General features: G+C 53.9%; 12 protein-coding genes. 4 read left to right on the top strand and 8 right to left on the bottom strand.

Annotation, left to right across the window (positions count from 1 at the left end; genetic code table 11):
• Positions 1-18 precede the first annotated feature (18 nt).
• Together AC27N8_RS03810 and AC27N8_RS03805 are read left to right on the top strand one after the other, a co-directional pair.
• Complete coding sequence (locus tag AC27N8_RS03810; protein ID WP_487064109.1) at positions 19-429, top strand: MerR family transcriptional regulator; 411 nt, start codon at positions 19-21, stop codon at positions 427-429.
• Positions 430-441: 12 nt separating this feature from the next.
• Entirely contained in the window at positions 442-3798 is a 3357-nt protein-coding gene (locus tag AC27N8_RS03805; protein ID WP_487064107.1) for a hypothetical protein, read from the top strand.
• Positions 3799-3840: 42 nt separating this feature from the next.
• On the opposite strand, the gene AC27N8_RS03800 is transcribed toward AC27N8_RS03805, so the two are convergent.
• Complete coding sequence (locus tag AC27N8_RS03800; protein ID WP_487064105.1) at positions 3841-4491, bottom strand: TetR/AcrR family transcriptional regulator; 651 nt, start codon at positions 4489-4491, stop codon at positions 3841-3843.
• A gap of 173 nt (positions 4492-4664) precedes the next feature.
• On the opposite strand from AC27N8_RS03800, the gene AC27N8_RS03795 reads away from it, so the two are divergent.
• Together AC27N8_RS03795 and AC27N8_RS03790 are read left to right on the top strand one after the other, a co-directional pair.
• Positions 4665-5765, top strand: coding sequence for a saccharopine dehydrogenase NADP-binding domain-containing protein (locus AC27N8_RS03795; protein ID WP_487064103.1), 1101 nt, complete (start codon positions 4665-4667; stop codon positions 5763-5765).
• Positions 5766-5780: 15 nt separating this feature from the next.
• Positions 5781-6890, top strand: a complete 1110-nt coding sequence (locus AC27N8_RS03790) for a zinc-binding alcohol dehydrogenase family protein (protein ID WP_487064101.1) — start codon at positions 5781-5783, stop codon at positions 6888-6890.
• Between the two features lie 114 nt (positions 6891-7004).
• Here AC27N8_RS03790 and AC27N8_RS03785 read toward each other — a convergent pair whose 3' ends face one another.
• The 7 genes from AC27N8_RS03785 to AC27N8_RS03755 all read right to left on the bottom strand — a co-directional run bounded on the left by AC27N8_RS03785 (position 7005) and on the right by AC27N8_RS03755 (position 20278).
• Positions 7005-7955 carry a ribonucleotide-diphosphate reductase subunit beta gene (locus AC27N8_RS03785; protein WP_487064099.1) on the bottom strand — a complete coding sequence of 317 codons (951 nt, stop codon included), beginning with the start codon at positions 7953-7955 and terminating at the stop codon, positions 7005-7007.
• 62 nt (positions 7956-8017) lie between these two features.
• A complete protein-coding gene (locus tag AC27N8_RS03780) occupies positions 8018-8311 on the bottom strand; it encodes a hypothetical protein (protein ID WP_487064097.1) in 294 nt (97 codons plus the stop codon).
• A gap of 51 nt (positions 8312-8362) precedes the next feature.
• Positions 8363-8590, bottom strand: a complete 228-nt coding sequence (locus AC27N8_RS03775; protein ID WP_487064095.1) for an MbtH family protein — start codon at positions 8588-8590, stop codon at positions 8363-8365.
• Between the two features lie 82 nt (positions 8591-8672).
• A complete protein-coding gene (locus AC27N8_RS03770) occupies positions 8673-9419 on the bottom strand; it encodes a thioesterase II family protein (protein ID WP_487064093.1) in 747 nt (248 codons plus the stop codon).
• Between the two features lie 68 nt (positions 9420-9487).
• Positions 9488-10279 carry an ABC transporter permease gene (locus AC27N8_RS03765; protein WP_487064091.1) on the bottom strand — a complete coding sequence of 264 codons (792 nt, stop codon included), beginning with the start codon at positions 10277-10279 and terminating at the stop codon, positions 9488-9490.
• Positions 10248-11246 (bottom strand): ABC transporter ATP-binding protein, encoded by a 999-nt coding sequence (locus tag AC27N8_RS03760; RefSeq protein WP_487064089.1) that lies wholly within the window; start codon positions 11244-11246, stop codon positions 10248-10250. Before AC27N8_RS03760 ends, AC27N8_RS03765 begins: the two co-directional genes overlap by 32 nt.
• A gap of 89 nt (positions 11247-11335) precedes the next feature.
• On the bottom strand, positions 11336-20278 hold the full coding sequence (locus AC27N8_RS03755; RefSeq protein WP_487064087.1) for a type I polyketide synthase: 8943 nt from the start codon (positions 20276-20278) through the stop codon (positions 11336-11338).
• Between the last annotated feature and the right edge of the window lie 6 nt (positions 20279-20284).

The following is a 20284-nucleotide window of genomic DNA, read 5'->3' as shown; positions in this document are numbered from 1 at the left end:
TCTTTTAAAGGAGTCTTCATGTTCATCAAAGAATTGGAAGAGAGGACTGGTCTGACACGTCACACCATTCGTTTTTATGAGAAGCGGGGATTCCTTGAGGAGCGCTCATTCCGTCGCAAAGAAAATAACTACCGGGATTATTCTGAGGAGACGGTCGGCTATCTCATGATGCTTAAAACCGGTCAGGCAGCAGGATTTACTCTGGCGGAGCTTAAAGAGTTCATCGGCGCCTACGAGAAGAATGAATTGCCTCCCCAGCGAAAAATCGAGGTGATTTGTCAGAAGATGAAAGATATCGAGAGGAAAAGGGCAGAACTGGATCAGATGCAGGCGTCCCTCGCCGAGATGCTGGCAAAAAAGCTGGCGTGGATCGAAGCCGCAGAAAATGGGACTGATCCTGGAGAGATCTGTGTCATTCCCGGTCATTGAGGTTTTCTATTGATGAATACCCAACAAATTTTTCAGGACATCGAACCACTTTCCTATAGTCGAAGAATCCAATATATTATCGAAGTTGGTAAACGTTCCTTAACTGATTCCTCGCTACAGGATGCTTTGCGGGATATGGAGCAGGGAGATTTTTATGAGCGTACTCTTTGTTTGCATGCTTGTTTAGGCAACCGCAATAGTAGCTATGCTCTAGTCGCCCTCAGTGACTCCTCGGCCATTATTCGTCAGCAGGCTGTAAAAATAGTACCTCTCATTTGTGACCAGACACAGATCACGCGAGCCCTGCGTGATCTCTCTTCTGACATTTATATGGCTTTTGTTAAGAGGGTTTATAAAGCGGGCTTTCGGCAGGCCATCGATAATTTTATCCAGATACTGGCGCATGACGACGACTACCGTTTGCCAATGGTACTTCCTTTTGCCTCATCTGCAATTGTCGAGCATTATCTTCCGCGTGTCATTGATCGCTTACAGATACAACAGTGGAAGCGACTGGCCAAATTACAGTCCGGGCTGGTGATCAACGTCATGCAAAGGCAGAGCGAGATAACCAGCGAACTTGATGCCGAGTATATCAACCGACTTAACATAATGCTGCCGATCCTGGTCGAGCATGATGCTTATAAGCTTCTGACATTGGTACAATCGCTTGCAGCCAGGCTTTCATTACATCAACTCGATCTCCAGTCCCTGCTTATAAAGTATCCTGTTGAGATCATTGATCTTTATTTAGCCTGCGAGAATGATTTTGAGATAGACCTTACCGATATTGTTCAACGTGTTCCATTAGAGCATATCCAGATGCTCCTGCAAGGACAGCACATCAAGCTCTCCAGCATAAAATACTGGTTTCGCAGATTGCCTGCGTCGCAACGATTAGAACTCTATACGACGGTGCTGCATACGTTTCGTGAAGAGGATGGCGCTTTGCCAGTTAATATTATCAAGTTTCTCCCACAGGCACAAAGAGAACAGGAAGCCCAATCCTATTGGTCATCATCCCATATTTCTGCGGATAATCTCGAAGGCCGCATCGACTACGCACCATTTTTAAGCTGGCATGAGGCGGTTAACAATCTCAGTGCAGATATCCACCAGGGTGACATCTCCAGACGTGGTCGTGCATTAGAGACCCTGGCACAAACGGTCATCTATCATCGTGATCATCTGCATGAACTGCTCGCAATCTTCTCCTCTCATCTCAACGAACCAGATCCAGTACGCGCAAAGATGTTTGCTGGACTCTTGAAACTGCCACCAACTCTGTGGCAAGATCGCGATCTTATAGAAGTTGAGCCACTGATTAAGGCCGCCATTACATCTACAGATGCCTCTAAGAGCACGCTTGCGACCATTTTCAGTCTGCTGATACGCCTGCTGCCTGCACAACCAGTATTTGTCTGCCCACTTATCGTCGGGACCATCAAGATACATGGTTTCTTCGAGACGCTGCGCGAATTTGATGATGATTACTATGAATCAACCATCACAACAATAGAACGCTATCTTACAACCAGGGACGTGCAGATACTAGCTCTCACCCTCTTACCAGTATTAGAAAATTGGATTGAACAGCAGAAATTTGCTGAATTAATTGCTTGCGCCGAAGAATTTGGAAGGCACATCAGCACCTTTACCGGACTTCTGCGCCTCCTCGAACAAGCTCTCACGCACGTTCAGGAGGCCGAGACAGCAGAAGAAATTCTCCTTTTGCTCTTAAAATGGAGCAGCCAACAGATAGATCGCATCATTCCTGCACTGCTACAGCAAGACGCGAGCTGGATACTCTTACCCAGTGTTACATCTTACATGCAGCTTCGCCGCCAAAACCTGTTGAGCGATTACCTGGAGCGCACAACCATCAAGGGGAGATTTTGTCTGGAGGAGAAAAAGTTTATTTTGCCGATGCGGAGAAACTTTCGTCTCCTCACGCATAAACAGCAAGCAATGTTTGCACACAGATTGGAGCAAGAGCTTCCATCCTTAGACCCTGCCGATACGCGGGTAAAAGTTCGTGCTATCAGAAGACTTGGTCTTTTACCGGCGATACCACCGATGCGCCTCGTCACCTTGATCGAGAATGCACACAAGATGGGAGAGCTTGAAGAAGGTCTCTACCGACATGTGGCATTGCAAGCGCTCTCCCAACATGACACTGGCATCGATTATATTGATACCTTTGTCCAGCAGCTCCAGCGACCGGATGCCTACAAAGAGTTTTTTGCCCTCCGTAATCTCGTGAAACGCCTCCCGGAGACGCGTGTTTTTACCCTGATAACATCCATTTCCTCACAGCGCATCATGATCCAGAAAGAGTCTATCCATATATTGGGTGTATTGCACCTTGAAGCGGCCTACCAAAAACTCCTCAAATTGGCGGCAACAAAAGACATCCACCCAGACGTTTATATCGCTATCATCCAGGCACTCTGGCACCATCTCGATCGGGAGGAGACCTGGGAGATACTTACTCAGGCCTCTAAGGATCCTTCAGGCAAACTGGTCGCTCAAATTGGAAAAATCCCGTTAGGGGTCCTCACCACACAAGAGAAAAGACGTGCCTTAACACTCTTCAAAAATATCCTTGATCACTCCACAAACGAAACGTGTCGAACGTTCCTCCAACGTTTGGCAGATATGTCGCTGCGCGATGAAGGACAGATACTTACTCCGACTCTCATTCAGCTTATGCATTCAGAGGATAATGCTAAGTACCAACTCGCTATCAAAGCATTAAAGGCAATTTGTACCGACCATGATACGGTATTCATGCAACAGGCAATCAACCAACTGCGCATAGAGAAATCTCAATCCCAGAGGATGCACCTCATAGAGACCTTATTGATCTCGTTTTCGACTCAAGAGCGTCGAGGGAGATATCCTGTAAAGAGCCGCAGGGGGATTAAAGAGGTCCAGAGCATTGTTCGCACGGTTCTGGCGGAACTTGCAACCGATCCAATTACAATCACGCAGCGTTTACAAGCTGCTTTGCGCATCCTTCCCGTCCAAGAATTTTTAGCATTGTTGCTACAAACGGCACAAGCGGATACATTACATGCGGAGGCTCTCATGACTATCTGTGCAGATATCCACCGGCCTGTTAGATCATCCTTCTTGGATGGGTCGCACACTCCACTTGATGATCTTCGAAAAATTGAGGTCGGCCTTGCCGATCAAGCAGATGAAAGACTACGACGTATTGCGCTCTCAGCATTGTTGCAACAGGCCAACTACGGCCAACATATAGAACAATGGACACCTGCATTGCTCCAACGTTTACAGAGATATCAGGATGATCCTTCTGCTCTGGTCGCAGGAGCCGCCCTGGTTGCGCATCCAAAGATGTAACCAATGTCCTGGCTCCGCTCGAACTCTCAATGCAAAACGGAACTAGGATGAGACCCATTCTTTCCAGGGCTTAGGAGTTTCATACCCGCGTGCAGCGACATATCCGTAAAACGCGAAGCGGTGAAACCACGCCGCGATTTGTCTGGGGGGAGTGCTCATTTCGCTCTCCAGCCACCAGATGATGGTGCCGATCAGGACATGCGCGAGTTGCAGGGCAGAGAGCTCCTGGGGGATGGCTGAATAGACCTGTTTGCTGGTTTTCTCATATTGTTCGAGTTGTTTCTGCCCCTCAAGAAAGAGCGTGATGATATACTCACGCATTCTATCAGCGAACCATGGGCTCCCGTTTTTTCCCAGCATCGCTCTGTACAGACGGTTATGTTCAGCGACATGTTCAAATAATCGTGTCCAGATCTCTGGTGGATTTGTCTCCTTATTCTCATAAGTGTCTTTGTTGAAAGGCTGCAAGTTCTCCACCAGTTGATTGACGGTCTCCTCAAAGATCTTCGCCACCAGATCGTATTTATCCTGATAATGACGGTAGAACGTGGCTCGATTGACCATGGCACGTTCGGCGATATCGCCCACGGTGAGGGCATCGAACCCTTTCTCGACGATCAGTTCAATCATCGCTTCTTGCAAGAATTTATGGGTACGCCGGATGCGTAAGTCTAGCAGTGCTTCGTGCGACATATTTCCCCTCTTTGTTGCATACGTAACAAACGACAAGTATTGATGCTTGCTCAATCATTGCATCGAGGCTACACTCTGTAGTGTAACAGATCGAAGCCTTTGCAACAACCCGTTGCGTCGATAGAAAAATATATTGATCAACACAATATCAAGAGCAAATCAAGAGGGATAGTATGTCACAAAATAACGAAACAAACGCAGTATGGATTTTGGGAGCCACGGGGCGCGTAGGACGCGCAGTGGCGGCTCATCTCATTGAGAGCGGCATCACACCTGTGCTGGTTGGACGTGATGGGGAACGCTTGCGTCAGTTGTCCACACGACTTCATCAAGAGCTACGGACTGTAGTCGCTGGTTCATACGGGGAGATGGCGACTGAGATCAGGCGGCAGCGACCAGCACTCGTTATCAACACAGTTGGCCCTTTCACCGAAACTACGCTACCCATCGTTCGTGCCTGTCTCCCACACAGTCACTATATCGATCTATCCAATGACTTCGTCTCCTCATTGGCGCTGCATGACCTGCATCAGGAAGCAGTCGCCGCAGGCCGCACGCTGGTGACAGGAGCGGGCTTTGGCGTGCTGGCCACTGAGAGTGTTGTCATCAAGTTGTGTCAGGACCGTCCAACGCCTGACCGCGTGCGGACTGATATGCTGCCCTCTCTTGCGATGGAGGAAGGTGTGCTGGGCGAAGCTCTGGCGTCAACTATCATTGATGCTTTGCCTTATGGCGGACGGTGTTACAGGAATGGTCGCCTCGTACGGAATCAGGTTGGCAGCAGCATGGCCGCCATAGCCCTTCCCGACGGCTCAAGTATCACCGCCGCCAGCGTTCCGTTTGGTGAACTTATCGCCGCGCAGCGAGCCAGTGGGGCTCCCAACGTACTGTCCGCCTCCAGCGAGATTCCTACTGGTCCGGTTGTCCGTGCGATTTTTCCATTGGCAAGGATACTATCACAGATCAAGCCATTACGCACTTTCGCAAAGCGCCGGCTGGCTGGTGTGAAAATCTCCGCTCGTGAACGTACACGAGAGCACTCATGGGGACACGCCTCCATTCACTGGTCGGATGGGACACATCTGGAAGGCTGGCTGCGTCTCGGCGATGCCGAAGAGTTTACCTCTGCAGTCACAGCGGAAGTCGCAAGGAGACTGTTAAAGGGCGAAGGCCGGCCTGGATCGTACACTCCTGGTGCTCTCTTCGGGCCAGAACTCGCCGAAGCCGTCGGCGGCGAGTTTATACTAGCAAATTCATATAGTACAGTACATTAAAAGGATAAATCACACATGCCAACGAATACAGCTGCGTGGATCGAAGCGAAACGAGCGAAACTTGAAGTGAAGTCTGCGCCATACACCCATCCACGTGCAGGAGAAATCGTCGTCAAGAACTATGCCGTATCCATCAACCCTATCGACTGGATTATACAGGCTGCCGGGAATATTGTGTTCCCCTGGATAAAATATCCATTTATTCTCGGCTCAGATCTCGCTGGCGAGGTCATCGAGGTCGGAGAAGGTGTCACGCGTTTTTCGGTCGGTGATCGGGTGCTTGGACATGCACTGGGAACGGATAAGCAACGCAATAGCGCGGCGGCAGGTTCCTTTCAGGAATACACCATCCTGCTCGCTCATATGGCAGCACCCATCCCTGACACGTTGTCTTACGAGAAAGCGACCGTTATTCCTCTGGCCCTGTCCACAGCCTCCTGTGGGCTCTTCCAGAAAGATCAGCTGGCGCTCCAGTATCCCACTGTGAACCCGAAGCCCACGGGTAAGACCCTGCTCATCTGGGGAGGCTCAACGAGCGTCGGCAGCAATGCCATCCAGCTCGCCGTCGCGGCCGGCTACGAAGTCATCACAACGGCGTCCCCACGCAACTTCGACTACGTTAAAAAGCTTGGAGCAAGTCAGGTCTTCGACTATCATAGCAAGACCGCCGTCAAAGATATTATCGCTGCTTTTGCTGGCAAGACGAGTGCTGGTGCCCTTGCCATCGGAACAGGATCAGCCGCGTACTGTGTGGATATCATCCATGCCTGTCATGGGAACAAATTTGTCTCGATGGCCAGTCCACCCATCTCGTTCGAAAACTTTACGCGGAATGGGCAGCTTCCGGGGCTCATGTTTCGGTTTCTGTCATCGAACGCATCATTGCAAGTGAAATCACGTTTCCGGGGCATTGGTACTAAATCCATTTTCGGCAGCACGCTGGCGGAAAATGAGGTTGGTAAGGTTATCTACGAAGATTTTCTCCCTCAGGCTCTGGCAGAAAATCGCTACGTAGCAGTGCCGGAACCATATGTGCTTGGCTCTGGACTCGAATATCTTCAAGCTGGGATGGATGCTCAGAGGAAAGGCGTCTCTGCTAAAAAAGTCGTTGTTGCACTCCAGTAACTCGTACGAAACCCTCGATCTCGGGCACGCCATGTCTCACTGCGAGAAATTGCTGCCTGGCAGTACTCGATGCTGGCGATCCGTCTCGTACGAGTCACAGGATATTGTATTCATTTAAAAGGCGGGCACCGCTGGGAGTGCCAGATTGGGCATGTCGATGCTCAGGCCGATGACCTTGAGCTTCTTCTGTAATGAGCGTTGTCCATAGCGTTGAGCTTCCCAGGGATCTTCGTGCTTGTGCAAGAGGATCGGGACAAAGGTGTCCACGGGAGCCAGAGCGTCCAGGGCCACGGGAGCATAGGTCTCGATGGCCTGCTGGACCACCTGGGCGTAGCTGTGATCCTCTTGAATGATGTCGCGCAGGAACTTGACTCCAAAGATGACGTGACGGGATTCATCGCGGGCGACCGCCGTAAAGCCTCCCCGGAAGGCCGGAAAGAGGTTCTTCTTGCGGCACTGCTCCAGCAATTGGCGCTGACCCGCCAGGGCCATGGTGCCTTCGACCAGGATGTGGTAAAGAGTGACTCCCTCGACCAGCAGGGACTTGTCTTCGGGATCATTGCGCAGGCGTTGAGCCATATCCGCCAGCATATCGACCAGAATTGTCCGCATCGACGAATTCATAAACTGCTGTGAGAAAAGCAATGTCTCCTCCACACTGCCTTCATCGATCTGTAAGACCTCTTTGAAGAAGCGATCGAAGAAGATCGTATGGCGTGTCTCATCGACAAGTTGAGTTGTCACGTAGAAACGCATCTCCTCATCGGGCATCGCCGTTACATAGGGAGCCAGCGCATCGGTCACGCAAGCCTCGCCCTGAAAAAAGGAGGCCGCCGTTCTAATGAAATCTAATTGATCATCCTCCGTCATTTGTCGCCATTGCAGCATATCGGGCTTGAAGTCGATCTCCTGAGCCTTCCAGTGCTGCCGCTCCCAGCGATAGTACAGCTCCCGATACGACGGCAGATGAATTAATCCCTGGTCGATGACCTGCAAAACCGAGTCGATGGACGTTTTTTGTAATTGCGTCAAAGAAGCATTGTCGGATGTGATTTCAGTAACCATGGATGGGTCCCTCCTCTATTTTTAACATCGTACGCTTGCGTACGCTATATTTTAGATGAAAATCACCTTTCCCCGAAGAGATCAAGCCAGCCAACGTAGCGGCGCGGCTCCGCCGTGCTGTCACTCCACGCACGAAACCGTTCCACGTGCATCTGGAAGTAACGTAGCCGAGACGATCCACGGTGGGAAAGATGTCCCAATGGAACCGCATAAGGAGCGTGATCGTACGAGTCACAGACAGCACGGCGGAGCCGCGCCGCTACGTTGGTGGGCATCTCAGCCCATTGGGATGCATATCTCCAATGCCACATCGGGGCGTTCGTGAAGACCATGTATCGTAGGGTTTGTGCGCCCATTTGGTGCTTGCATACGATATCCGGCCGGACATCGTATGCAAGCGTCCAGGCTTATGCGCGTTGCGCCTTTGACGCTTCCATGTGTCGGCGCAAACTCAGGGGGCGCATATCGGTCCAGACTTCTTCGATGTATTCCAGGCAAGCATCTTTGGTGCCACTTTTTCCTGCATCATACCAACCGAGGGCATTGGCACGCGCACTCGGCCAGATGGAATACTGCTCTTCGTGATTCACGACAACTTTGTATTCTTCGGTGATGGTCTGATTGCTTGTTGGCATGTGATTTTCCTTTCAAATGGCCTTGTAAATTACTGTGCAAGAACAAGGTTATAGATAGATGTGAGGGCGACTGCCCTCATGGCTAGAGATACAATAAGAGCGATCGGGTTAGCGTGGCCAGAAAACGCTTCTGGTCTGTCTGTAAGAAAAAGTGACCACCGGGAAACATGTGTAAAGAGAAAGAGGCGTTAGTCTGCTCCCGCCAGGAGGCCATCAAAGTCTCGGGTGCGCGAGCATCCTGAGAGCCTCCGTATGCTGAGATAGGTAGATCCAGGGGTGGCGCTATCGTATAGGAATAGGTGTCGTAGACAGAGAGGTCCGCACGTAGAATCGGGAGGACCATCTCGATGAATTCTGGATTGCGTAATAATTCTTTTGAGATGCCGCCAAAGCGCTCGACTTCGGCCAGGAATGCCTTATCGTTCAATTGCGAGATGGGTGCGGCTGCAGGCGGCAATTGGGGGGCGTGACAGCCAGAGACAAAGAGATGCTCAGGCTGTCGTGCTCCCTGGCTGCGTAATCTTCTGGCAACTTCAAACGCTACCAGCGAGCCCAGACTATGTCCATAGAGCGCAAAGGGTTGATCGAGATAAGGTATCAACGCATCGGTTGCCGCCTTGACGAGCGGAGCCATCTGCGCATACGGCTTCTCGCGAAAACGATTCTCGCGACCGGGCAGCTGGATTGGACAGATATCGATCTCGGACGGAAAGCTATCCTGCCAGCTACGAAAGGATAGGGCACCTGCTCCCGAATGTGGGAAGCAGAAGAGGCGTAAACGAACCCCGGGTCTGGGGACAACCTTGACCCATGCATTCATCGTGATCATTTTTATCTCCTTATCGCCGGGGCGTAAAAACTTTACACCCCTGGACTTGTTTGGTAATGCGATCTCTTTTAATAATGCCCGATTGAGCCCTGTACTTTGGCGAGATGCTCGCCCCATTTAAAGATCAGGATACCAACCAGGAGATAGCAGACCGAGTTGATACAGAGTAGGACGAGGCTCCCTTTGGCCCAGGCTTGCGCCAGCGATAATTGGTCGAGTGTGACCTGACGCACTACGATGATGCCTTGCGTGATGGGCAAGGTCTGTGTGATAGCTGTCAGCCAGCCTGGAAAACGGCTGACTGGCAACAATGATCCGGTCAGGAAGAGCAGCAGGTTCTGGACAAGATCGGCCAGCGAGCTGATCTGCTTGAAGATCAAGGCCATGCCGCTCAGGATCAGCGTGAAGCCAAAGAGTCCGGCCAGCGTGATTGCCAGGGCGACGAGCGTCTCCCAGTGCAAGGGGATGCGTATTCCTAGCAGCAAGGCGACGAGCGTCATGGGAACGACGACGATGACTGTTGTCGAGATCAGTAAGGCGATCATGCGAGCCATGAGCAGGATACTGGCAGGCATCGGACTCATATACATCTGCTCCAGAGTGCCGGCTTGAGCTTCGCCCATCAGATCCTCGCTACTACTCATGATCACAATGCGGGCGTAGAACCAGACCAGATAGCCCAGAAGAATCGAGGCGAGCGGCGCTGGATCAAGTTGACCATTTTCGATAAAATAGCTGACTCCAATAAAAATTAAGCTGACGGTGACAATCTGCATCAGAATATCGAATTTATACGCCCAGAGGACGATCATGCGTTTGCGAATTTCATTAGCGATGATTAACGAGGTCTGGTAGAGCATTTCTTTCTTCTTTCTCTTGTTCAATGACGCGGACAAAAACGTTTTCGAGGTCCGGCTCCTGCTGGCTGACGGATAAAATTGGCAGATCCCAGTCGTGTAATCTGGTAAGGATCGTGTGTAGCTCTTCCTGGCTGGTGAGTACTCCCTCCAGGAGCGTCTCGCCGTTTTCAGATGTTTTAGTCCAATCTCTGAAGTAGTCTTCTTGCCGTAGCGTTAAGATCCCGCGCACCTTGAGCTGATAGCGGTTGCGCTCGAATAGATAGAGCAGCTCATTGAGTGGCTGATTGGCGAGAATCTTGCCTTTATACATAATCGCGACGTTTTCGCACAGATCCTGGGCCAGATCGAGTTGATGGGTGGTCAAAATGACGGTCTTGCCCTCTTCTTTGGCCAGGTTAGCAATCCAATTTTTTACCGTGATGGCGGCCTGGATATCCAGGCCGAGCGTGGGCTCATCCAGCAGCACGATCGGCGGATCTGAGATCAGGGCGCAGGCCACTGCAACCTTTTGTTGCATACCTCGGGAGAAGAAGCGCAGAGGCTCGTTGCGACGGTCCCAGAGCTCCAGTTCCTCCAACAGGCGCTGGCTGCGGTCCTTCAAGGAGCGTCCTGAGCAGCCCTTGAGTGCTCCGAAGTACAATAGATTTTGCCAGGCGGTCAGACGCCAGTATACGTTACGCGTTCCTTCCAGGACTGCACCGATCTGGGTGGCGGCCTGGCTGCGTTGATGTCTGACATCATAGCCGTTTACGTTGATAGTTCCCGTGGTTGGAATAATCAAGCCGCAGATCATTTTGATGGTGGTCGTTTTGCCAGCTCCATTGGCGCCCAGGACTCCGAAGACCTGCTTGCCTCCGATGGAAAGAGTCATATTTTCGACGGCGGTAAATGGTGCCTTTTTGAAACCTTTGTAGGTCTTGCTGAGATTCTCTAGCTTGATGCCATCTCGGTCAGGATGGATGCTCATAATTTTCTTTCTTTCTCTTTCTCTGAGTGAATCCCTGGCTGCATAGCCGTACAGGTCGAAACTCTGTATGGCTATGCGGTCGCTAACGGTTATCCAACGATTGTCAGATCTCTCTGTTCGATCTCTTCGATATATGCCAGCTCGATGGCTGCGGCCAGTTCGGCTACGCTGACGGCTTCAAAGATGATCTCCAGCGATAGGTTGACCTGGAAGCTTTGACGGAGCCGTGCGATAAGTTGCGCTCCGATCAACGAATGGCCTCCCAGTTCGAAGAAGTTGTCATTGATGCCGATCTGCTCGATGCCGAGGAGCTCACCCCAGATGTCGATGATGCCTTCCTCAAGTTCGGTCTCGGGCGCCACATACGGCGTGCTCAGAGCTGGTCGCGGATAGGCGGTCGATTGCATCTTGCGCAGCGTCGTGACCGCGCCGATGATCGCGTCGATGGAGAAGGTTTTGCTGCCCTCGACCATGCTCGGGAAATCTTGCGTGGCGACCACGATATGTGTCAGGCGGCGAGCCATGATGCGCGCTAGCGCTTCCATGCCCTCCTCGAAGGAGATGCCATAGTCGCGGCGCTTCTCGATAAAGTAGTGACGCACCTCTGGAGGGAAGCCCTCCAGGCCAGCGGCCCAGGCATCCCAGAGCCACTCGCCCCAATCGATCGAGATGGTCATGCCGTAATCGCTGCTGTGCTTATGCGCAAAGGCATCGAGGAAGGCATTGGCCGCGCAGTAGTCTACCTGTCCGGGACCTCCTCCGGTGCTGGAACTCATGGATGAGAAGAAGATCAGGAAATCCAGTTGCTGTCCTGCTAGCAGCTTCTCAAGGACCATCGTCCCCTGGACTTTCGGGGCCAGTACCGACGCCGCCTGTGCCGGTGTCTTTAGTTGGATCAAACCTCCTGGTGGCAATGCCGCCGCGTGGATCACTCCATGCAAGCTTCCAAAGATTTCTTGCGTTTGTTGCATCACGGAGCGCATCTGCTCCTCATTGGCGACATCGGCCGTCGCCACGAGGATCTGTGTCCCCAACTCCTCAAGTACCTGGATCTGACGAATACGCCTGCCTACCTCGCTCCCTTCTGTCTGGAGATGCTTATCCCACTCGTCGCGTGGTGGCAGTCCAGAACGCCCGACCAGCACCAGCTTCGCCTGATAGGCGCGGGCCAGATGCTCAGCCAGGGCTAATCCGACGCCGCCCAGTCCGCCGATAATCATATAGACACCCTCGGAGCGGAATGGGATCTCCTGTGGCTGGCTCTGCTCAAGTCTGAGTGGCTCGTATGTTTGTATCCAGCGATGTCGACCGCGTAAGGCGATATAGGCATCATCTAAGGGGGTTAGCAACTCTTTCAGCAGCGCGTCGGACTGGCGCGTCGATAGCTCGCTTTGCGCCAGGTCGATGCTGCGGCAGCGAATGTGTCCGTATTCCTGCTGGATGACTTTACAGGGACCGATCGCCAGCGCTTTCGTCGGCACCAGATCTTCGTTGCCGGTGACATCTTGCATGTCGCTGGAAACGACGTCGATCTGGAACTGGCTTGAGCCTCTGCTGCCGAGCGCCTGAGCCAGGGCGAGTAGACTATAGAAGCCGTGCTCGCTCAAGTATTCATCTGCCAGCGCCTGCTCGTCGGCGGTGACCAGCCAGAGATGGGCGATGCGCGTTGGCAAGGTTCCCTGTCTGCTCAATGCCTGGAGCAGTATCTGATAGTCGTCGCGCTCCGAGGGACGAATCTGGAAAGATGTCGCGTCTCGTTGTTGATAACTTGTGCCGCTGGTGACCGTGACCACTTTGTAACCGCGTCCTTGCAGATCGGCGGCGAGACGCTCACCGACTCCGGCCTTGTCCATGAATAGCAGCCAGATGTCATTGGTTGTAGTGGCTTGCTCCTCTCCATATTTTTTCGCTCTGGGTGCCTGTTGCCAGGAAGGCGAGAAGAACCAGTCGGCCGGATCTTCGATCTTCGCCATTTCGCCAGCGATGGCGCGTTCGGCTGAGACGGCGGGACTTTTTGTGCTGCTCGTGCCAGTACCGGCACTGAGCCAGTAGCGTTGACGCTCAAAGGGATAGGTTGGCAATGGAATGCGCTGACGATGTTCGCGGGCTGTAAATCCAGACCAATCGATGTGCGCTCCATTGAGCCAGAGCTGTCCCAGCGAGCGCAGCAGCGTCTCCTGTGCCGAGCGATGTTCGTAGATCGAGGCCATGGTGGCAATGACTGTCACCAGACGCTTCTGCTCGCTCATCTGATGCTGCTTTACCGCTCCGCTGAGCATCTGTCCGACACCGACTTCGAGGAGCAGCCATTCCTTTTCGCCCAGGAGCTGTGAGACGCAGTCGCTAAAGCGTACCGGCTGGCAGAGATGCTGTCCCCAATAGTTGGCATCCTGTACTTGCTCGCTAGTGATCCACTCTCCGCTGACGTTCGAGAGATAGGGAATGGTCGGCATTCGACGCGGTAGAGCCTCGATCAACTCGATCAACTGCTCCCGGATCGGCTCCATGGCGCTGGTGTGGAAAGCGTGATCGCTGGCGATGCGTCGATTGACGATCTCGTTGTCTTGCAGGCGCTGCGCCACCTGAGCCAGAGCATCCTCGGGACCCGAGAGGATACATGCTCCCGGACTGGTTAAGATGGCGACCTCAACACCATCCTCAGGGATGAGTAATGGCTGTACCTGCTCGGCTGCTGCGTAGACGGCCAGCATGCCAGCCGCTGGCAGTGTGGCGACCAGTTGAGCGCGTTGGACAACCAGGCTCAGCGCATCTTCAAGCGTGAAGACTCCGGCGATGGTGGCGGCCATGTATTCGCCCAGACTATAGCCCAGGAGCGCTTGCGGACGTACTCCCCAGGAATGGAGCAGGCGTGTCAGGGCATATTCCAGGATGAAGGTGCTGCACTGCGCCTGGACTGGATCGGTGATGCGTGCCGCCTGGGAACTGGTATCGCGTCCCAGCATGGCTCGTAGATCCAGATCCTGCTTCTTGCCCTTCTGCTCAGGAGCTTTCGTGAATATCGGTAGCAATTCTAGCTGGAAACGCTGCTGGACAAAGGTGCAGCAACGGTCGATATATTCGCGGAACACGGGCTCTTGCGCATAGAGATCACCCGCCATGCCTGCATATTGTTCTCCCACCCCTGCGAAGAGGAAGGCGACAGGACGATCGGTACGCTTTTCGTTCTGGATGAATAATGGATTGGCCAGCTGAGTCATTGCGTCTTCGTGCGACGTACTGACGATCATGGTACGCTGTTCCATCTGCTTGCGACCGACCTGCAAGGTGTGAGCGATATCGGCCAGAGGCACATCGGTGTGGCTTTGCAGATACTCGCTCAGCCTGCGACCACTGGCTTCCAGGGCTGTCGAAGTGCGTGCTGAGAGTAGCAGGAGTTGGTACGGACGCGATGGATCTGAGCGGATCGGCTCGGGCGCTTCCTCGACGATCACATGGACGTTGGTGCCGCCCATGCCCAAAGAATTGACGCCAGCGCGACGAGGTCCATTATATCTGGGCCAGGGAGCCAGGCTGGTATTGACATAAAAGGGACTATTGGCGAAATCGATCGCATCGTTGGGCGAGCTAAAGTTCAGGCTGGCTGGAATCTCGCGATGCTTGAGCGACTCGACGACTTTGATCAGTCCCGAGACGCCCGATGCACGATCCATATGCCCGACGTTGGTCTTGACGGAGCCGATGGCACAGAAGTTGTTGCGCTGTGTCTGGCTGCGATAGGCTTTGGTCAGCGATGCCACTTCGATAGGATCTCCCATCTCGGTGGCGGTCCCGTGCGCCTCGACGTAGCTGATGCTCTCCGGAGAGATATCGGCATGCGTCATGGCGCGCATAACCACCTCGGCCTGTCCGTTGACGCTGGGAGCGGTATAGCTGACCTTCAATGATCCGTCGTTGTTGATGGCCGATCCTTTGATGACTGCATGGATGGTGTCGCCGTCCGCGATGGCATCCGCCAGGCGCTTGAGGACGACGACGGCCGAGCCATCGCCGAAGGTGCTGCCGGTGGCGCGTGCATCGAAGGTATAGCAGTGTCCATCGACGGACTCCTGGCCGCCTTCCTGGTACAGATAGCCTGCCTTGCTGGGGAGGCGTATCGAGACGCCGCCAGCCATGGCGATATCGGTCTCGCCGTTGATCAAGCTCTGGCAGGCCAGATGGGTCGCAACCAGCGATGTCGAGCAGAACGTCTGCACGGTCAGGCTTGGACCTCTGAGGTTCATCTTGTAGGCGATATTTGTTGCCAGCGAATCCTTATCGTTGCCGATCACCAACTGATAATCGAGCAGGCCCTCAAGCACCTCTGGATGCTTGGCTAGCTCAAGCATGTAGCTGCTGATATTGGTGCCGCCAAACATTCCGATCAGGCCCTGATAGCGTTCCGCGTCGTAGCCAGCATGCTCCAATGCTTCCCAGGTGCATTCCAGGAACAGGCGTTGCTGTGGATCGGTGAGTTCGGCTTCACGTGGACTGTAGCCGAAGAAGGCGGCGTCAAAGGTCTCGACCTCCTCGGTCTTGAGGATCGGACGCGCTCGGACGTAGGCTGGATCATTGATCAGCTCTGGATCAAGTCCCGAGGCGAGCAGCTCCTCTTCGGTGAAGAAGGTAAGAGACTCCACACCATCATGCAGATTCTGCCAGAAGGCTTCGACCGAACTGGCTCCAGGAAAGCGTCCGCTCATACCGATGATTGCGATGTCCGACTGGCGTAATCCCTGACGAGCCTGGGCACGTCGTTCCGCCAGGATATTCTGCTCTGGCTCCTCTTCCTCGATCGCTGGACGCAGATACTGTATCATCGTGCTGATCGTCGGAGCTTCAAAAATTGCAATCGCGGGCAGCTGGATCTGGAGCGTCTTGCGAATACGCGAGATGAGCTGAAGCGCCGTCAGCGAATTGCCTCCCAGATCAAAGAAATTGTCGGATCGCTCGACCTGCTCAACGCCCAGCGTCTGCTGCCAGATCTCGGACAGGATACGTTCGTAGTCGGCCGGGACAGGTGCTGGACCAGCGTTTTTGCCCTGCTGTGAGCTATCTCCATCTAACGATTCAAGATAGATCCACTGTCGGAGGCGTGCATCGAGATCGCCGGTCGAGTTGACCAGATGGGTCTCACCAGAGGTGAGTGCTCGTGTAAAGGCGTCCCCGCCCTCTTCGGGAGTCATCGTAAAGACGGCAATCGTGGCTCCCAGATCGCCATGCGGGTTCTCCTTGACCTGCCACGAATCCCAGTTGATGCAGATCCAGGGATATTTCGCCTGCTGATTATATTGAGCTGCAAAGGCATCCATGAAACGGTTCGCCGCCGTGTAGGCCGACAGTCCCAGTCCTCCCAGAATGGTCGAGAGCGACGAGAAGAGGATGCAGAAGTCGAGCGGGCGATCTTTTAACACCTGCTCCAGAGCATAGAGCCCCTGTACTTTGGGGCCGAAATGCCAGTCGCAGAGCCTCGGCTCAAGATCCTGCACCGAGCTAAAGGCACCGTCATCGGAGATACCAGCGGCATGAATCACGCCATGCAGAGCACCAAAGGTTGCCTCAGTCTGTGCAAAGGCCGCGCTCAACTGATCGCTATGCGCGACGTCGGCCTGCAAGATCAGGACCTCGCTGCCGAGCTCCTCAATCAACTGGATCTGCTTGATACGTCGATAGTTCGCATCATCAGCTTCATGGTTTGCCAGCCAGTCTGACCACTCCTCGCGAGCGGGCATTGCCGAACGTCCCACCAGAGCCAGGCGAGCCTGAACTTGCTGCGCCAGATAAGTTGCCAGGAGTAGCCCGACACCTCCCAGGCCGCCAGTGATCAGATAGATGCCTCTCTCTCGGAAGGGGACAGTCTCTGGAGCAAGAATCGTTTTTGCGCTATAGGTCTCGATCCAGCGCTGCTCCTGACGATAGGCAACGGTGCGCTCGACATCCTTGGACAATATCTCAAGCAGAAGCTGCTCGAAAGCCTGTTCGGACTCCGGTAGCTGCTCCAGATCGATACTCCGGCAGAGCACGTCTGGATTTTCCTGCGAGGCCACTTTGCAGAGTCCCAGTAGCGGACTCTTTTCGGGCCAGAGCGCTTCTTGTCCGGTGACTGCCTGGACGTTATTGGTAAGAACCGTCATATGCAGCGATGCGCCAGCGGTCTGCTGCTCAAAGGTTTGCAGCAGGAAGAGCATATTGTACAGGCCGCGCTCCTGGATCGCTTGAAAGCCAGCGGCTCCAGCGGCGATCTCGCCGGGCACGATCAGCGACGAGCAATGGATAATGTGCTCAGGGAGCGTTCCCTGCTCGGATAGCTGCTCAAAGAGCTGTTGATAGGCTTTTTTCTGCGTCCCATCGATCGCAAAGGTACGCTCATCCAACTTCTCCAGCGGAGCATCTCCCTGGACCTGTGGCTGTACACGCGTGACGCGAGCTCCGCGCAGTTCAAGCTTCCGGGCAAGCTGCTCGCCGACATTGTGCGCATCGAGCATCACCAGATAGCCTTGCGCGAGAGCCGGTCGATCGGGCTGTCCGAGCGGAACCTGTTGCCAGGTTGGCTTGTAGAACCAGTCATCTCTGGAGCGCTTGCTATCGATCGTGATGGATGGCGCTGTGATTAATTTGTTGGCCTTGCTTGAGCGTAGTTCAATCCAGAAGCGCTGGCGCTCGAAGGGATAGGTCGGGAGCGGTACGCGTCCGCGCTGCTCCTGGGCGGAGAACTCCTCCCACTTGATCGAAGCACCGTGCTCCCAGAGTTTGCCAAGGGTGGCCAACAAGACTTTTTGCCCGCCCTCATCCTGACTATCTGACGACCCGAAGCTCACGAGGTGTAGAGGCTGTTTGGGATTGTTCGTGCTCTGTGTCTTGAGTTGCTCGATCCAGTGCTGTCCGGTGCCCATGGTAAGTAGAATGCTCTCGTGATCGTCCAGGAGCACTTCTGGATACGAGATCGCTGCCGACAGATGTTGCGCCAGTTCATTGGCATTTTGTGCCTGCTTGTCGGTCAACCATCCCTTCTGCAACGATGACGCCGTAGGGATCTGTGGGGCATTGAGCTGAAACTGTTCCAGCAGATGCGTGAGCGTTTTCTCATCGGTCGTACTCGCCTGGGCCAGCTTCAGACCGTCCTCCAGCGAGATAATCCCGGCGACGATGGCGGCGACGATGGAGCCTGCTCCCTGTCCGAGCGCTGCGCCCGTCTTGATCCCCCAATGTTGCAGCGTATGAGTCAACGCGTACGACCACAGCACATAGCCGACCAGTCTCTGAACGGGATTATTGGTCTGCTTGAGCAGATCCTCGACCGAGCAGTGGAATTGCTGCTTGATAAAGGCCGAGCCATGTTGCAGAGCTTCGCGGATACGAGGTTCGATCAGCAGGTCCTCGCTGACGCTAAATGTATCCTGGAGGTCAGGGAAGAGCAGCGTGACCCGTCTCTGCGAGCTATTTTGCTGCACCGAGGGCTGCTGTGACGCTGCCTTCAACAATGCAATCGCTTCCGTTCTATCGCGACACACGAATGTTTGTCGATGATGGAATGGCGTGCGACCAACCTGCAACGTATAGGCGACATCCAGCAGATCAAACTCATCGTGCTCAAGCAGATAATCAGAGAGCCTCTCAGCCATCTGCTCCAGCGCCTCCGGGCTGCGGGCTGCTAATGGTAAGACTTTCCAATTGCGTCCAGGACGCAGTGCCGCTTGATGCGGAGCCTCCTCCAGTACGACATGGGCATTGGTACCACCGAGTCCAAATGAGTTGACTCCGGCTCGCCGTACGCCTGCGCTGCCGGGTTCCCATGCTCGTAGGCGGGTATTGACGAAAAAGGGACTGTGCTCTAAATCGATATCGGAGCTGGTCTTCTCAAAGTTCAGGCTTGGCGGTAACTGTCGATTGTACAGCGCCAGCGTCGTTTTGATCAGGCCAGTGACGCCGGAAGCGCGATCCAGATGTCCAATATTGGGCTTGACAGAGCCGAGGGCGCAATATTGACGCTCCGAGGTCTCCGGTCCGAACGCTCTGAGCAGGGCGGCCAGCTCGATCGCATCGCCGAGCTTGGTGCCTGTGCCGTGAGCCTCGATATAGCCGATACTGTCGAAAGAGACGCCGCTCTGGCTGATCGCATTAGCGATCACAGCGCTCTGTCCATTGACGCCGGGAGCGGTATAGCCGACGCGAATACTGCCATCATTATTGCTGGCCGAGCCACGGATCACTGAGTAGATATGATCCCGCGCTTCCAGAGCGTCTTTGAGCCGCTTGATGACAACCACGGCGACTCCGCTTCCGATGACGCTTCCTTGCGATTTCGCGTCAAAGGTATGACACTGTCCGTCGGGCGAGAGGATACCTCCATCCTCGTAGATGTAGCCCGATGGCTGCGGCAGCGTGAGTGCCGCGCCACCAGCCAGGGCGATGTCACAATCGTAGGTGAGTAGGCTCTGACAGGCCAGATGTGTGGCCACCAGGGAGGTCGAGCAATAGGTCTGGACCGAGACGCCTGGACCTTTCAGGTTCATCTTATATGAAACTGTGGAGGCCAGCGCGTCGGCGTCGTTGCCGATTGATACCTGTAGCTTGTTGACCAGATGCCCCAATTGGTCTTTCTGGGAGACCAGATTCTGATCTCGATACTCGGATGGTCGTGATCCGGCGAAGACTCCGATCAAGCCGGCGTAGCTATCGGGTGGATAGCCAGCCTGCTCGAGCGCTTCCCAGGAGCACTCTAAGAAAAGTCGATGTTGCGGATCAAGGCATTGGGCCTCGCGTGGCGTGAAGCCAAAGAATGAGGCATCAAAGTCCGTGATCCCATCCAGCTCTGTCCCTGCTTTGACGTATTGCGGGTTGCTGATGAGCTCTGGATCGATACCAGCATCCAGTAGCTCCTGATCCGCAAACGTCTTGATTGAGATAACTCCCTCAATCAGGTTCTTCCAGAGCCCTGGCACATCGTTGGCGCCGGGAAAACGTCCCGACATACCAACGATCGCCAGCGCTGTATCATACATGTCGTCTTGTAAGATTGCATCGCTATTGGTCATATTATC

The organism is Dictyobacter sp. Z7_2, assembly GCF_057551105.1.
The sequence above is the reverse complement of the archived record's forward strand: the minus strand, read 5'-3'. Positions and strand labels throughout refer to the sequence as shown.

Coding starts and splice junctions, on each gene's coding strand:
- AC27N8_RS03805 (WP_487064107.1), top strand. CDS start 442: ATGAATACCCAACAAATTTTTCAGGACATCGAACCACTTTCCTATAGT.
- AC27N8_RS03755 (WP_487064087.1), bottom strand. CDS start 20,278: ATGACCAATAGCGATGCAATCTTACAAGACGACATGTATGATACAGCG.
- AC27N8_RS03795 (WP_487064103.1), top strand. CDS start 4,665: ATGTCACAAAATAACGAAACAAACGCAGTATGGATTTTGGGAGCCACG.
- AC27N8_RS03790 (WP_487064101.1), top strand. CDS start 5,781: ATGCCAACGAATACAGCTGCGTGGATCGAAGCGAAACGAGCGAAACTT.
- AC27N8_RS03810 (WP_487064109.1), top strand. CDS start 19: ATGTTCATCAAAGAATTGGAAGAGAGGACTGGTCTGACACGTCACACC.
- AC27N8_RS03775 (WP_487064095.1), bottom strand. CDS start 8,590: ATGCCAACAAGCAATCAGACCATCACCGAAGAATACAAAGTTGTCGTG.
- AC27N8_RS03770 (WP_487064093.1), bottom strand. CDS start 9,419: ATGATCACGATGAATGCATGGGTCAAGGTTGTCCCCAGACCCGGGGTT.
- AC27N8_RS03765 (WP_487064091.1), bottom strand. CDS start 10,279: ATGCTCTACCAGACCTCGTTAATCATCGCTAATGAAATTCGCAAACGC.
- AC27N8_RS03780 (WP_487064097.1), bottom strand. CDS start 8,311: ATGGGCGCACAAACCCTACGATACATGGTCTTCACGAACGCCCCGATG.
- AC27N8_RS03760 (WP_487064089.1), bottom strand. CDS start 11,246: ATGAGCATCCATCCTGACCGAGATGGCATCAAGCTAGAGAATCTCAGC.
- AC27N8_RS03800 (WP_487064105.1), bottom strand. CDS start 4,491: ATGTCGCACGAAGCACTGCTAGACTTACGCATCCGGCGTACCCATAAA.
- AC27N8_RS03785 (WP_487064099.1), bottom strand. CDS start 7,955: ATGGTTACTGAAATCACATCCGACAATGCTTCTTTGACGCAATTACAA.